This window comes from Marinisporobacter balticus, assembly GCF_004345705.1.
Lineage (GTDB): Bacteria > Bacillota > Clostridia > Peptostreptococcales > Thermotaleaceae > Marinisporobacter > Marinisporobacter balticus.
This window is the reverse complement of record NZ_SLWV01000001.1, coordinates 151,666-166,342: the sequence shown is the minus strand read 5'-3', so window position 1 is coordinate 166,342 and position 14,677 is coordinate 151,666. Positions and strand designations below refer to the sequence as shown.

At 31.2% G+C, this 14,677-nt stretch carries 16 protein-coding genes; all 16 read left to right on the top strand.

The features are described 5' to 3' along the window. Window positions 1-2 precede the first annotated feature (2 nt). The 16 genes from flhA (at window position 3) to rpsB (ending at window position 14,634) form a co-directional block, all read left to right on the top strand. Window positions 3-2,030, top strand: a complete 2,028-nt coding sequence (flhA, locus tag EV214_RS00795) for a flagellar biosynthesis protein FlhA (protein WP_132241705.1) — start codon at window positions 3-5, stop codon at window positions 2,028-2,030. A gap of 1 nt (window position 2,031) precedes the next feature. Then, on the top strand, window positions 2,032-3,156 hold the full coding sequence (flhF, locus tag EV214_RS00790; RefSeq protein ID WP_132241703.1) for a flagellar biosynthesis protein FlhF: 1,125 nt from the start codon (window positions 2,032-2,034) through the stop codon (window positions 3,154-3,156). Then, window positions 3,149-4,069, top strand: coding sequence for a MinD/ParA family protein (locus EV214_RS00785; RefSeq protein ID WP_132241701.1), 921 nt, complete (start codon window positions 3,149-3,151; stop codon window positions 4,067-4,069). The genes flhF and EV214_RS00785 overlap by 8 nt, the downstream gene beginning before the upstream one ends. A 31-nt stretch (window positions 4,070-4,100) precedes the next feature. Further along, window positions 4,101-4,766, top strand: coding sequence for a flagellar brake protein (locus EV214_RS00780; protein WP_132241699.1), 666 nt, complete (start codon window positions 4,101-4,103; stop codon window positions 4,764-4,766). After that, on the top strand, window positions 4,767-5,822 hold the full coding sequence (locus EV214_RS00775) for a protein-glutamate methylesterase/protein-glutamine glutaminase (protein ID WP_132241697.1): 1,056 nt from the start codon (window positions 4,767-4,769) through the stop codon (window positions 5,820-5,822). Between the two features lie 5 nt (window positions 5,823-5,827). After that, window positions 5,828-7,852: a chemotaxis protein CheA gene (locus EV214_RS00770; protein WP_330571214.1), complete on the top strand. Its 2,025-nt coding sequence runs from the start codon at window positions 5,828-5,830 to the stop codon at window positions 7,850-7,852. Window positions 7,853-7,884: 32 nt separating this feature from the next. Further along, entirely contained in the window at window positions 7,885-8,346 is a 462-nt protein-coding gene (locus EV214_RS00765) for a chemotaxis protein CheW (protein WP_207669595.1), read from the top strand. A 23-nt stretch (window positions 8,347-8,369) separates the two neighbouring features. Beyond that, a complete protein-coding gene (locus tag EV214_RS00760) occupies window positions 8,370-8,987 on the top strand; it encodes a chemotaxis protein CheC (protein ID WP_132241695.1) in 618 nt (205 codons plus the stop codon). Further along, a complete protein-coding gene (locus EV214_RS00755) occupies window positions 8,987-9,472 on the top strand; it encodes a chemotaxis protein CheD (RefSeq protein ID WP_207669594.1) in 486 nt (161 codons plus the stop codon). Before EV214_RS00760 ends, EV214_RS00755 begins: the two co-directional genes overlap by 1 nt. Window positions 9,473-9,485: 13 nt before the next feature. Next, window positions 9,486-9,776: a hypothetical protein gene (locus EV214_RS00750; protein ID WP_132241691.1), complete on the top strand. Its 291-nt coding sequence runs from the start codon at window positions 9,486-9,488 to the stop codon at window positions 9,774-9,776. A 47-nt stretch (window positions 9,777-9,823) separates the two neighbouring features. Continuing rightward, window positions 9,824-10,558 carry a FliA/WhiG family RNA polymerase sigma factor gene (locus tag EV214_RS00745; RefSeq protein ID WP_132241689.1) on the top strand — a complete coding sequence of 245 codons (735 nt, stop codon included), beginning with the start codon at window positions 9,824-9,826 and terminating at the stop codon, window positions 10,556-10,558. Between the two features lie 21 nt (window positions 10,559-10,579). Further along, window positions 10,580-12,391 (top strand): FapA family protein, encoded by a 1,812-nt coding sequence (locus EV214_RS00740; protein ID WP_165916153.1) that lies wholly within the window; start codon window positions 10,580-10,582, stop codon window positions 12,389-12,391. Between the two features lie 15 nt (window positions 12,392-12,406). Then, entirely contained in the window at window positions 12,407-12,736 is a 330-nt protein-coding gene (locus EV214_RS00735; protein WP_132241685.1) for a hypothetical protein, read from the top strand. A gap of 17 nt (window positions 12,737-12,753) precedes the next feature. After that, window positions 12,754-13,251, top strand: a complete 498-nt coding sequence (locus tag EV214_RS00730; RefSeq protein ID WP_132241683.1) for a DUF6115 domain-containing protein — start codon at window positions 12,754-12,756, stop codon at window positions 13,249-13,251. Between the two features lie 4 nt (window positions 13,252-13,255). Next, window positions 13,256-13,711, top strand: coding sequence for a hypothetical protein (locus EV214_RS00725; RefSeq protein WP_132241681.1), 456 nt, complete (start codon window positions 13,256-13,258; stop codon window positions 13,709-13,711). 224 nt (window positions 13,712-13,935) lie between these two features. Further along, on the top strand, window positions 13,936-14,634 hold the full coding sequence (gene rpsB, locus EV214_RS00720; protein WP_132241679.1) for a 30S ribosomal protein S2: 699 nt from the start codon (window positions 13,936-13,938) through the stop codon (window positions 14,632-14,634). Window positions 14,635-14,677 lie beyond the last annotated feature (43 nt).

Genomic DNA, 14,677 nt, shown 5'->3' with positions numbered 1-14,677 from the left:
AAATGAAATTTGGTGATATTGCTGTATCACTTGCAATCATAGCAGTTGTTATTATTATAATTATTCCAATACCCCTGCTTGCTGTAGATATATTGTTAAGTTTTAATATATCATTATCTTTACTTATTTTATTGATTTCAATATATAACAAAGAACCTTTGCAGTTTTCAGTTTTTCCTTCGATGCTTCTTTTAACTACATTATTTAGGCTTTCTTTAAATGTTACCACGACAAGATATATTTTATCTCGTGGAAATGCAGGAAGTGTTATCGAAGCATTTGGTCAATTTGTTATAGGTGGAAATGCTGTTGTTGGTTTTATCATATTCTTAATTATCATAATTATACAATTTATGGTAATTACAAAAGGAGCAGAAAGAGTATCAGAAGTTGCTGCAAGATTTACACTAGATGCAATGCCAGGGAAACAGATGGCAATCGATGCAGATTTGAATTCTGGCTTGATAAGTGAAATGGAAGCACGGGAAAGAAGAATGCGTATACAAGGAGAAGCTGACTTCTATGGATCTATGGATGGCGCAAGTAAATTTGTAAAAGGGGATGCTATTGCAGGGGTTATTATAACCCTTATTAATATAACAGCAGGATTTGTATTAGGAATGCTAGGCGGTGAATTGAGTTTTCTAGAAGCGCTGCAAAAATATACTTTGTTAACCGTAGGAGATGGATTAGTAGGTCAAATTCCGGCATTACTTATTTCAACGGCAACAGGCATCGTGGTAACAAGAGCTGCTTCAGATTCTGATTTGGGAAATGATGTATTACAACAATTGTTTAGACAGCCTCGGATTATGTTTATTGTTTCAGGCGTATTGTTATTTTTAGGACTAACACCGTTACCTAATCTGCCATACATGACATTAAGCGCTATATTTTTATATTTAGGATTTATTCTTAGAAAGTCTATTAAAGAAAGCATTGTTGAAGAAGATGGAGTTCCTCAAGAAATAGAAGCTGAAGAAATTAAAAAACCAGAAAATGTAATACCTCTCCTTCAAGTAGATCCAATTGAGTTAGAATTTGGATACGGCATTATTCCGCTGGCAGATCCAAATCAAGGTGGGGATTTATTTGATAGATTAGTGATGATTCGAAGGCAATGTGCCTTAGAACTAGGAATTGTTGTACCAATGATAAGGCTTAGAGACAATATTCAATTAGAATCAAACCAATATGTAATAAAGATAAAGGGTGTTGATGTAGCAGAAGGAAGTATTATATTTGATCATTATTTAGCAATGAATCCGGGTACTGCGGAAGGAAATATCAATGGAATTGATACAATAGAGCCTGCTTTTGGATTACCTGCAAAGTGGATTGAAGAGGATGAAAGAGAAAAGGCTGAAATATTTGGTTATACGGTTGTTGATCCTTCTTCCATCATATCTACGCATCTTACTGAAATTGTTAAGAATCATTCGCATGAATTATTAGGTAGACAAGAAGTAAAAACATTACTTGACAATGTGAAAGAACATCATGGAGCTTTAGTAGATGAACTTGTTCCTAAAATTATGTCTTTAGGAGAAGTTCAAAAGGTATTGTCGAATTTATTAAGAGAGGGTATTTCAATAAGGGATATGGTTACGATTTTAGAAACACTTGCTGATTATGGGACAATTACAAGAGATGGAGATATGCTTACAGAATATGTTAGACAATCTCTCTCAAGAGCGATTACTAAAAAGTTTATTGAAGGGAAGAATGCAAAAGTAATTACCCTTGATCAAAATCTTGAGGCAACGATTATGGAATCGATTCAGCAAACAGAACATGGATCCTATTTAAACTTAGATCCAAATAGTACACAAACTATTTTGAATAGCTTAGCCAAGCAAGTGGAAAAATTAATGTCTGTAGGAGAACAACCAATTATATTGACTTCTCCTATTGTTCGATTTTATTTTAAGCGGTTAACAGAGCAATTATCGCCTGAACTAGTCGTTTTATCGTATAATGAAATTGATCCAAAAGTTGAAGTACAGTCAATTGGGATGGTGAGTGCATAATATGAAAGTAAAAAGATATATTGCAAATAATACACAGGAAGCCATGTTGAAAATTAAAACTGAACTTGGTGTAAATGCTGTGATTTTGCATTCAAGAAAAATTAAGCGTTCAGGTATTATAGGATTTTTCAAAAAACCACTTATTGAAATGGTTGCTGCGATTGAAGAAAACAATGAACAAAATAGAAAAAGAATAAACACACAAAGTGAAAGAAAAAATATAAATAAACAAGGAGAAACAGATAAGATTGACGAATTACAATATCAAGTAGGAAATATTCAGAATATGTTAAATAACTTTATTCATAATATAGACGAAAAAAAAGAACCCAAAAAGCCTGCACTATTTGAAAAATATTACAGTCAACTGTTAGAAAATAATATTGAAAAAAATATTGTGGATAAAATTATGAATATTGCAAAAAAACAGATGAGCTTTTCGAATGAAAATGAAGAAGCAATCAACAAAGCAATAAAAATTATTATTAGAGAATATTTAGGTGCCTCTCAGTTTGTGCGAGAAAAGGATGATGGGCAAAAAAGGATTGTCTTTGTCGGACCAACGGGTGTTGGCAAAACAACAACCATAGCTAAGCTTGCGGCAAGGTTAGCTATTGGAGAAAAAAAATCTGTTGCACTTATTACAGCGGATACTTATAGAATTGCAGCAGTGGAACAATTAAGAACCTATAGTGAAATTTTAGACATTCCAATAAAAGTAATATATGAACCTGAAGAGATTGAAGATGCCATAGAAGGGTATAAGGACAAAGATATCATTTTAGTAGATACAGCTGGCAGAAACCATAGATCCTTAGAGCAATTAGATGAAATAAAAAAGTTAATGAATTATATAGAAAATCCTGATGTTTTTTTAGTAATTAGTGCAACAACAGGGTATAAGGATATTAGAAGTATTATTGATTCTTATCAATTTATTGAAGATTATAGCTTATTATTTACCAAATTAGATGAAGCAAATGGTTTTGGGAATATATTAAATACAAAGATATTAACTGGAAAAAATCTTTCTTATCTTACTACAGGACAAAGTGTTCCAGATGATATTGAGATTGCGAATCCAGAAAAAATTGCAAATATAATTGTAGGTAAATATTATGAATGATCAAGCAAAAAAGCTAAGAGAGATCATTCATAATATAAAAAAACAAAACAAAGAAGCGCATAGTCCTACATTTTCAAAAAATACTGCCGATACTGATAGTACAAGGGTGATAACCATTACAAGTGGAAAAGGTGGGGTTGGAAAATCAAACTTTACGATTAATTTAGGGTTATCACTAAATAAATTAGGATACAAAGTTACAATTTTAGATGCTGACTTAGGTTTAGCAAACATTGATATTATTCTAGGTGTTATTCCAAAATATTCTTTAGCACATGTTATTCGAAAAGAAAAATCATTAGAAGAGATTATGGTAGAAGGACCGGGGGGGATAAAATTAATATCAGGAGGTTCAGGACTGAAAGAACTTGCGAATCTAACAGAAGAACAAATAACAAATTTAATTGTGAATTTAAAACTTCTTGGTAAATCAACGGATTTTATTCTAATAGATACAGGTGCAGGAATCAATAATTCTGTTCTATCATTTGTGGACGCAGCAAGTGAGATTATTTTAGTTACTACGCCTGAACCTACATCTATTACGGATGCATATGCAGTACTTAAAAATATTGTATTAAATGATAAAGAAAAAATAATTAGAGTATTAATCAACAGAGTAGAGAATAATGAGGAAGGATTAGAAGTTTTTAACAAGCTGAATACGGCTTCACAAAGGTTTTTAAATGTATCTTTGCAAAGACTGGGTTATTTATATGATGATATTTTAGTCTCTAGAGCAGTAAAACGACAAACTCCTTTTCTATTAGTTTATCCGAATAGTTTAGTTAGTAAAGGGGTAGAAACAATTGCATCGAGACTTGTTAATGAAACGAATTCAGAAGTGTTTGAAGTCAGTGGCTTGAAAAAATTTATTCATAAATTTTTTTATAGTCATAGAGAATCATTGTAAAAAATATTAGAAATGAAAGTAGGGTTTGTTTATGGTGAAAACAGATCTTCCAAATGTTGGAATGAAAATAGGGATAGAATTAGAGCATCCTTTGATGAATAAAAGTACAAAATTTGTTAGCCAAGTGATGGATATTATTGATGAAAAGGCTATGTTTATTGCGACACCTATCGCTAAAAATGTTTTAGTGCCTATAGATATTGGTAAAATCATAAAAATTAGTTATTTTAAAAAAAACTTAGGAACCTATGGATTTAATGCAGAAGTAGTAGAAAGAAAAAATGTTGGGGACATATCTTATATGAGAGTTAAAAAGATAGGAGAGGTTTTTCGTATACAACGGAGGAATTTTTTTAGATTAGAAGTATTATTAAATGGAGAAGTAAATGTAATCGAATCGCAAAATGGCAATGAAAAAACCATATCTGTTTTAACAAAGGACATAAGTGGTGGAGGCGTAAGAGTTATTAGCAAAGAAGCATTAGAAGTTGGCAGTGCAGTGGAAATAAAAATCGAAACAAAAAATAAACCAATTGTAGTTCAAGGTGAAGTATTGAGATGTGTTTTATATGAGGAATCTAATTATAATTTTGATATAGGAATCATCTTCAAAGATATTGATAAAAAAGAGAGAGAACAGATCATAGCATTTGTTTTTGATTATCAAAGAAGAATGCGAAAAAAGGGATTGATTTAAATGAAAAAAATTAAAGTGTTAGTAGTCGATGATTCTGCTTTTATGCGCAAAATAATTTCGGATATAATTAATTTAGATGATACATTAAATGCGGTTGACACATCTAGAAATGGGAAAGAAGCAATCGAAAAGATAAAGAAACTTTCTCCAGATATTGTAACAATGGATGTAGAAATGCCTATTATGGATGGGATAACAGCTTTGAAAATGATCATGAAGCAGTCACCTTTACCTGTTGTCATGCTTAGTAGTTTGACAAAGGAAGGGGCAGATGCTACGCTAAAAGCTTTAGAGATAGGTGCAGTTGATTTTATTACAAAACCAACAAATATTTTCAAAATGAGCACAGAAAATATGAAGCAGCAACTAACAGAAAAAATTAAGATTGCATCTAGAGCAAATATAGGTTCTAAAGGTATGGTTCATTCTAGAAAAATAGAAAATGTACATGGGATGAGTACACCTTTTAAAGAAACGGGTAGTATGAAAAAAATTGTTGCTATTGGGACTTCGACAGGGGGACCAAGGGCATTACAAGAGGTTATTCCATATTTACCCAAAAATATTCCGGCAAGCATTTTGATTGTACAGCATATGCCTAAAGGATTCACAAAATCATTAGCTGAGAGACTAAATAATTTATCAGAAATTCATGTTAAGGAAGCAGAAGAGGGAGATATTTTATTACCGGGATATGCATATATTGCGCCAGGGGGATATCATGTGAAAATTATAAATTCAGCAAATAATTATAAAATAAATCTTACAAAAGAAGAACTTGTTTCTGGGCATAGACCTTCTGTGGATGTGATGATGAATTCCCTAGCACAGCTAAAATTAAAGAACCTAGTTGGTGTTATTATGACAGGAATGGGGTCAGATGGAGCTGAGGGAATCAAAAATATAAAATTACAAAAAGGATATACTATAGCGCAAGATGAAGCAACATGTGTTGTTTATGGTATGCCAAAAGCAGCTGTCAATTTAAATTGTATTGATAAAATAGTACCACTACAGGATATTGCAACAATGATAACAAAATATGTGGGGGTGTAGTGAACATGGATATGAATATGAATCAGTATCTAGAAATTTTTATCGAAGAATCAAAAGAAAATTTACAAAGTATGAATCAATGTCTATTGGAATTAGAAAATAATCACAAAGATATTGGACTTGTTCATGAAATTTTTAGAATTGCGCATACATTGAAAGGTATGTCTGCTACTATGGGGTATAATAAAGTTGCAAAGCTTACCCATGAGATGGAAAACGTACTACAACTATTGAGAAGTAATGAGATGAAATTATCAGCAGCGATCGTGGATATTTTGTTTGAATGCTTAGACACCCTAGAAGGATATATCAATGAAATTGGCGATTCAGGAAATGAAGGAGAATTAGAATCTGATTATTTAGTGAAAAAATTAAATAAAGTGATTCATCCAGATGAGGAAAAGTGTCCGGACAATGAGCAGATACAAAATATCATGGTAGATGAAACGAATAAGATTGTTATCGAAGTTGGTGAATTTTCAAAAAATATTGCAGTAAAAGCTGCTGAAGATGGATTTAGTTGTTATAAAATGCAAATAGATTTAAACCCAAATTGCATGCTTAAGGCAGCAAGAGCTTTTATTATCTTTAATACCCTTGAAAAAGATTGCGAAATATTAAAATCTAATCCACCTGTAGAAGATATTGAAGATGAAAAATTTGATACAAGCTTTGAATTACTTATTATTTCGAAACTTGATGGAGAAAACATAAGAAAAAAAATAATGAATATATCTGAGATAGAAAATGTATTAATTGAAAAAATTGATGCAAAAGAACTTGTGGTGCAATCTCAAATTATTACAAATAGTGAAGAAGAAAAAATAGAGACCATAAGTAAAGAGGAGGAACATGAAAAAACTTCAAATCAATCGAAAAAGCCAAAGTTAGGAAAAACCGTAAGAGTAGATATCGATCGGTTAGATAACTTAATGAATCTTGTAAGTGAATTAATTATTACAAGATCAAGATTAGAAGAAATCGATGATTCAGGGAAAAAAAATAATATGCATGAAGCCATAGAATACCTTGAAAGAATTACAACAAGTTTACATGATGCTGTAATGAAAGTAAGAATGGTTCCTATTGAGAGAGTATTCAACAGATTTCCAAGAATGGTACGCGATCTTTCAAAGGATCTTGGGAAAGAAATTTCATTGGAAATGTCAGGAGAAGAAACAGAAGTTGATAGAACGGTTATTGATGAAATAGGGGATCCACTTATTCATCTTATTAGAAATTCCATTGATCATGGAATAGAAGATCCTGAAACAAGAAAACAACATGGAAAATCTGAAATAGGAACAGTAAAGCTTATAGCTTATCCGGATGGAAATAGTGTTGTAATTGAAGTAGAAGATGATGGACAAGGAATTAACATTGAAAAAGTGAAAGCAAAGGCGATCAATAATGGACTCATAACAAAAGAGCAAGCTGATAATATGGACGATAAAGAAGCTGTAAATTTATTGTTTAGATCAGGATTTAGTATGGCTGATAAAATATCTGATATTTCAGGTAGAGGTGTAGGGTTAGACGTTGTGAAGACAAAGATAGAAGCTCTTGGAGGGATTGTTGAAGTAAAAACTTCTAAATCAGGTAGTACATTTACCATAAGATTGCCATTGACTCTTGCTATTATTCAGGCATTATTGGTTAATGTTGGGGATGAGAAGTATGCAATTTCCCTTAGCTCCATTAAAGAAATTATTACAATTGATCCTAAAAATATAAGAAATATACAAGAACAAGAGGTGGTATTATATCGAAATACTACATTACCAATACTGAGAATGAACGAGATTTTAGAAGTTCATTCAGAAAGACAACAAGAGGACGATTTGATTGTGGTTGTTGTCAAAAAAGGAGATAAAACAGCAGGATTTGTAGTGAATAGTCTAATAGGGCAACAAGAAATTGTAATAAAGTCGTTAGGGAAATATTTATTAGGTATTAAATCGATTGCAGGAGCTACTATTTTAGGAAACGGGCAAGTTGCACTTATTGTAGATACAAATTCCCTTTTCTAAACTTTAAGATTGCATAAAAAGGAGAGGATATAATGCTTCATAAGATGGATACAACAGACAATCAATATGTATTATTTAAACTTGACAATGAGTACTATGGAGTAGATATTTTACGTGTTGAAACAATTGAAAAAGTTATGGATATAACAAGGGTTCCACATGCTTTGTCTTATGTAGAAGGGGTTATTAATTTAAGAGGTGAAGTAGTACCTGTTATTAATTTGAGAAAAAGATTTAATTTACCACAAGAAGAGTCGAATGAAGAATCTAGAATCATTATTGTTTCTGTTGAAGATATGGTGGTAGGTTTGTTAGTAGATTCATCCTCTGAAGTTTTGCAATTAGATGCTGATGCAGTTGATGATGTTCCGAATATTACTGAGCACTTAAAAAATGATTATGTAAAGGGCATAGGTAAAAATGAAGAAAGGATTATTATCCTATTAGATTTGGAAAAAGTTTTAGAAAATGGAGAGCAAAAGGAAGCGCTATAAGTAAATATAAGGTGGGATAAAATATGGGCATTTCTATAGAAGAGATGAATAATATGCAACTAGATGTTCTAAAAGAAGTAGGGAATATTGGTGCAGGAAACGCTGCAACAGCTCTTGCCAAAATGCTGAATAGAAAAATTGATATGAATGTCCCAAAAGTTGAGATATTAGAATTTAGAGAAGTTGCAGAACTTTTAGGGGGAGCAGAAATACCTGTATGTGGAATATATTTTAATGTGGTTGGAGACTTAACTGGAAATATTATGTTCTTGCTTACTTTAGAATCATCTAAATTATTAGCAAATATGCTTTTGCTAAGGGAAGAAAATTCTGAAATTTTAGATGAAATTGAGCAATCTGCTTTACAAGAAATAGGAAATATCCTTTCAGGCGCATATATATCATCCTTAACAACATTAACAGGATTAAACATGAAAATATCAATTCCTTCGTTGACAACAGATATGGCAGGCGCTATATTGAGTGTACCTATTATTCAATATGGCCAGGTTGGAGATAAAGTATTATTGATTGAGACTGAATTTCATGAAGGGAATGATGAAATCAAAGGATATTTTTTCTTAATTCCTGATGTAGATTCTTTTGAAATATTATTAAAAAGTTTAGGGGTATTAGAATAATGGGAGAGATTATCAAGGTTGGGATGGCAGATTTAAATGTTGCGAAAGATGAAGATGTTTTAACGACTTTAGGATTAGGTTCATGTGTAGGAGTGACTATACATGACCCTATTGCAAAAGTTGCTGGCATGGCACATGTTATGTTACCTTCTAGTAAAACAATAAGAAATAATACAAATCTAGCTAAATTTGCAGATACAGCTATACTTTTACTATTAGAAAAAGTTTTAAAGTTAGGGGCTAGAAGGACAAGACTAGTAAGTAAACTAGCTGGAGGGGCCCAAATGTTTTCATTTTCAAGTAAAAATGATATCATGAAAATAGGGGAAAGAAATGCTATTGCTACGAAAGAAATATTAAATGAGTTAAAAATACCAATAAGTGCTGAAGATACTGGAGGGAATTTTGGCAGAACTATAGAACTTCATGCAAGTACAGGCATAATGCTGGTAAAAACAATAGGACGCGGTACGAAACAAATATGAATGGAGTTAGTTTATGAAAATTATAAAATCCATACCTTACATATTTCTTATATTTTCAATAATTGTTAGCACAATCATTGCTATGATGAATAACATTAGTTTCATTGTGTTTTTAAAGAGAACAAGTATACTTTATGTCATTATATTTTTGGCTACGAAGAGTTTTATTAGTAACTTGGTGAAAGTAGAAGAATCATCTAATCATATGCCTAAAATAGAAGGTGTGGTTGCATCAGAGAAGTTTGAAAATGGAATGGATGAAAAAAAAGCAGAAGATGATTTTATCCCCTTAGATTTAGGATAACATAAAACAAGTAACTATACGAATAAATCATAAGGGGGTCAGAAAAAATGGTGGATAGAAACTTATGGGAGAAATATATCAAAACGCATGATAAGAAAATTAAAGATCAATTGATTGTTGAATATATGGATCTAGTAAAAATTATTGCAGGACGGCTATATGCAAATTATGGTAATCATACGGAGTTTGAAGATTTAGTGAGCTATGGTATTTTTGGCCTATTAGATGCTATAGATAAATTTGATCCATCAAAAAATGTAAAATTTGAAACGTATGCATATATAAGGATTAGAGGAGCAATCATTGATCAGCTTAGGGTACTTGATTGGATTCCACGGTCTGTTAGACAGAAATATAAAAGAATTGAAGAAGCTTATAAATCTATTGAAAACAAATTAGGAAGAAGTGCAAGCGATAAAGAGATTTCTTTAGAGTTAAATATTTCACTAAATGAATTAAATGCAATGTTAGCAGAAATTCATTCTTTTTCTATTATTTCATTAGAAGAAAAAATTTCGAATAATACAAACTTTACCATTATCGATGAGAATGTAGATAGCGAACCGCAGCAACACTTTGAACGAGAAGCAACAAAAAAAATACTATTAGATTCTTTAAATGATTTACAAGAAAGAGAGAAAAGAATTATTCAACTTTATTATTATTCAGAATTAACGTATAAAGAAATTTCTGCTATTTTAGGGGTCTCTGAATCAAGAATTTCTCAACTACATACAAAAGCCATTATAAAATTGAGAAGTAAAATTGGGAAAGTTCTATAAAGGGCAATGGGGGGGATGACAATGGTGGACAGAAAATCTATTATTGTAGAAGGAAAAACACTAGAAGAAGCAACTAAAAGTGGATTAAAAGCTTTAGACACCCAGATTGATTATGTAGATATAGAAGTTCTAGAGGTAGGCAAGTCTCGTTTTGGTATTTTTAATAAAAATTTCAAGGTAAAATTAACTGAAAAGACAATAAACTATGAAGAAATTACGAATCTAGAAGCTGAGAATGAAAATGGAAAGTTTGAAATGCGTATGGACAAAGACAAGAGCAATCTAATCATATATCCGCCAAACGGGTTGGGGAAAACTGTAAGCATTGACGAAATTATATTTGAATTAGAAAAAAATGAAATTAAAAATATTGATATAGAAAAGATAAAATCAAGTTTAAAACTAAATAAAGTTACATCCATAGATATAAAAGATTTAGAAATTAAGGATCCCATCGATGCAAAAGCTGAGGTAATTATGTCAAGAGATAATATGAAAGTGTACATGAAGATTCTTCCTCCAAATGGTGGAAATATGATTACAAGAGAAGCAATCGATCATATTTTGGAAGAGAATCATATTGTTTATGGAATAGATGATATGCGCATTAACAAAATGATTTTAGAAAAGCAATGCAATGACGAAAACATCATAGCAGAAGGGAAAGAACCTGAAAATGGAAAAGATGGAATGATAAAATATAATTTTGATATAAATATTAAGGGCAAGCCACAAATCACTGAAGACGGAAAAGTAGACTTTAAGGAAATTGACATTATTTGCCATGTAAAAAAAGGTGACTATCTTGCTGAAAAGATTTTGCCAACAGATGGAATAGATGGAATGACCGTAACAGGAAAAGAATTAAAAGCTAAACCAGGAAAAATTGTTCATTTTAAAAAAGGTAAAAATGTGGGTGAAAGCGAAGATGGTTTAAAGTTAATTGCGGAGGTAGATGGACAAGTAAAATTAGTGAATGATAAGGTAAACGTTTTACAAGTATATGAAGTAAATGGTAATGTAGATCATGCAACAGGAAACATTCACTTTGCTGGAAAAGTAATTATTAGAGGAAATGTAAGAACTGGTTTTAAAATAGAATGTTCAGAAGATGTTGAAATTTATGGTGTTGTAGAGGGAGCAACAATTATTGCAGATGGTGATATTATACTGCATAAAGGTATTCAGGGGCACAATACTGGAAAATTAATCAGTAAAAAAGAAATAATATGCAAGTATATGGAAAACTGTTACGCAAAAGCCAATGAAACTATTACTGCGGATGCTATAATGCATTGCAAGTTAGAGTCAAATGGATCTATTGTTGCTACTGGTAAAAAAGGCTTAATTGTTGGTGGGGAAATACGAGCAAGGAATGAAGTGAGTGCAAAATGTATTGGTTCGCCCATGTCTACCGTTACAAAATTAGAAGTAGGTATTGATCCGGACATAAAAGAAAGATATGAAAGTTTAAGGAAAGAACTTGAAGAACTTTATAAAAATAAGGAAAATGTTGTAAAAGCCAAAGAATTATTAACTAAAATTTCTAAAATGACGAAACTACCAAAAGAAAAACAGAATATGTTGGATAAATCAATTAATACGGAAAAACATTTAGATCAGAAGATAGAAAGTGTAAATATGGCTATGATGCAGTTGCAAAACATGCTTCAGAAATTATCTAGTGGTAGAGTGAATGTTTCATCGTTAATATATCCAGGAGTAAGAATATCCATTGGTAATTCAGTATATTACAGTAGAGATGATATTGTATGTGCTACAATTACAAGGGAAGATGGAGAAATAAAAATAAATCCATATTTAGCAAAATAATGGGAGATGATCAATATGTCTATAAGACCTATAGATTTTCAAGTACTCGTTCCCAAAACACAGCAAATGTCTCAAGAAAATCAAGCACTCAACAATAAAATAAGAAATGAACAGGAATATTTAATTCAGCAAGATAAAATAAATGTAGAACAACAGTTGAATAAAGTGAAAAAATTTGAAAATAAAGACCGATTAAATATGAGAAACGATCAAGATAAAAATAAAAAAGGTTATCGTCAAGATTTAGATAAAAAAAAAGAAGACGATGAAAAAGAAGATGAACACAAAAATACAGATAAGAAATTTATGAATGGCATAGGAACAAATATAGATATCAAAATATAAGATTATGGAGCGAGAATATGATTGATTATATATTTTTTTTTATAGGGATTGTGGTGATTGTCATATCTTTTTTACTACTCAAGACAAATAATGATAATCAAGCTACTATTGAATCTCAAATGATAAAAAACAGGGATAAAGAATTGTTAGAGCGTGTTTATTTGATTGAAAATATCATAGAAGAATTGAAAGCAATTAGTGAAGAGACGATTCAAAATATAGATATGAAAACGAATGATATTTATCATATGCTACAAACGGTGGATAAAAATATGGAAAAGTATACTTCAATAGTAAATAAAAAAGAATATAGTGGAGATATAGAAGAAAATGCTAGATTTGTTGTAGAGACACATCTAGGTTTAATGAAAGATGGGCATATGCTAAACCATGATGAGGATACCAAGAAGATATTAGGATTAGTAGATGAAGGATATTCACCTGCTCAAATTGCCAAGAAACTTGACAAAGGTATTGGTGAGGTTCAGCTAATATGCAACCTAAAGAAGAGGTGATAATTTGAGAAAAAATATACTAGTAGGCGTATTATTAGGGATCGGTATAGGTCTTATTTTATCATCAGTGTTCCATATTGTAAAACATGAAAATAAACAGATACTACCTGACGAAAAATTTATTAAATCTGAAGCAAGAAAATTAGGAATGATTGATCCTGTTGAATATTTTGACAAAGGGAATATAAACAATGAAAATATTAAAAATATAAATGAACCTGTTGAAAAGAAAACAGATGAACGAATGGTTGTTAAAATTCCTAGAGGATACAAAAGTGAAGATATTTCAAAGGTTTTAAAACAAAAAAAACTAATAGTCTCTGAAGAATCGTTTTTAAATATAATCAACAACAAAGGATTAGAGAATAAGTTGAGATGGGGTATCTATGAATTTAATGCCAAAGAATTGGAAGTAGACATCATAGATAGAATTGTTAAAGGAAATTATATAAAGGAATAGACAACCTTATATGATTTTTTTTATGCCATTGTATATTTGTAGTATAATATGGAAATAATGTTTTTGTGCCTAAGTAATGAAATTTATTATTGCAAAACATATAGCTACTGTGGTATACTACTTAAGGTGATAAATCACACACACTTTGGAATTTTTAAAATGGTGCCGAAAGGTGTTTTAAAAAGATGAACAGAGTGGCGGAAAAAACCAGGGAGGTGAAGGCAATGGCAGTTATTTCAATGAAGCAATTGCTAGAAGCAGGTGTACATTTTGGACATCAAACAAGAAGATGGAATCCCAAAATGGCAGAGTATATTTTCACAGAAAGAAATGGTATCTACATTATTGACTTACAAAAGACAGTGAAAAAGGTAGAGCAAGCTTATGCTTTTATTAAAGAGGTTGCTGAAAATAATCAATCTATCTTATTTGTAGGAACTAAAAAACAAGCACAAGAATCAATTGAACAAGAAGCAAAAAGAAGTGGGATGTATTTTGTCAACCAAAGATGGCTTGGTGGAATGCTTACAAACTTTAAGACAATCAGAAAAAGAATTGATCGTCTGAATGAATTAACAAGAATGGAAGAAGAAGGAATGCTTGATGTTCTTCCTAAGAAAGAAGTAATTAAGCTTAAGAATGAGCAAGAAAAGCTTGAAAAATTCTTAGGTGGAATTAAAGATATGGATGGTGTTCCTGGGGCAATTTTTGTTGTTGACCCAAGAAAAGAAAGGATTGCAGTAAGAGAAGCAAGAATATTAGGAATACCTGTAGTGGGTATTGTTGATACAAATTGCGATCCAGATGAAGTTGATTATGTAATTCCAGCAAATGATGATGCGATTAGAGCAGTTAAGTTAATTACTGCAAAAATGGCAGATGCAATCATTGAAGGTAAGCAAGGAGAACAATTAGAAGACTAATTTTAACGGGTAAGGGTTAAGAAGGAATGAGTTTTCCTTCCTT

Bases quoted from the DNA above. Each gene is read 5' to 3' on its own strand.
- flhA (WP_132241705.1), top strand. From the start codon at position 3: ATGAAATTTGGTGATATTGCTGTATCACTTGCAATCATAGCAGTTGTT.
- flhF (WP_132241703.1), top strand. From the start codon at position 2,032: ATGAAAGTAAAAAGATATATTGCAAATAATACACAGGAAGCCATGTTG.
- EV214_RS00785 (WP_132241701.1), top strand. From the start codon at position 3,149: ATGAATGATCAAGCAAAAAAGCTAAGAGAGATCATTCATAATATAAAA.
- EV214_RS00780 (WP_132241699.1), top strand. From the start codon at position 4,101: ATGGTGAAAACAGATCTTCCAAATGTTGGAATGAAAATAGGGATAGAA.
- EV214_RS00775 (WP_132241697.1), top strand. From the start codon at position 4,767: ATGAAAAAAATTAAAGTGTTAGTAGTCGATGATTCTGCTTTTATGCGC.
- EV214_RS00770 (WP_330571214.1), top strand. From the start codon at position 5,828: ATGGATATGAATATGAATCAGTATCTAGAAATTTTTATCGAAGAATCA.
- EV214_RS00765 (WP_207669595.1), top strand. From the start codon at position 7,885: ATGCTTCATAAGATGGATACAACAGACAATCAATATGTATTATTTAAA.
- EV214_RS00760 (WP_132241695.1), top strand. From the start codon at position 8,370: ATGGGCATTTCTATAGAAGAGATGAATAATATGCAACTAGATGTTCTA.
- EV214_RS00755 (WP_207669594.1), top strand. From the start codon at position 8,987: ATGGGAGAGATTATCAAGGTTGGGATGGCAGATTTAAATGTTGCGAAA.
- EV214_RS00750 (WP_132241691.1), top strand. From the start codon at position 9,486: ATGAAAATTATAAAATCCATACCTTACATATTTCTTATATTTTCAATA.
- EV214_RS00745 (WP_132241689.1), top strand. From the start codon at position 9,824: ATGGTGGATAGAAACTTATGGGAGAAATATATCAAAACGCATGATAAG.
- EV214_RS00740 (WP_165916153.1), top strand. From the start codon at position 10,580: ATGGTGGACAGAAAATCTATTATTGTAGAAGGAAAAACACTAGAAGAA.
- EV214_RS00735 (WP_132241685.1), top strand. From the start codon at position 12,407: ATGTCTATAAGACCTATAGATTTTCAAGTACTCGTTCCCAAAACACAG.
- EV214_RS00730 (WP_132241683.1), top strand. From the start codon at position 12,754: ATGATTGATTATATATTTTTTTTTATAGGGATTGTGGTGATTGTCATA.
- rpsB (WP_132241679.1), top strand. From the start codon at position 13,936: ATGGCAGTTATTTCAATGAAGCAATTGCTAGAAGCAGGTGTACATTTT.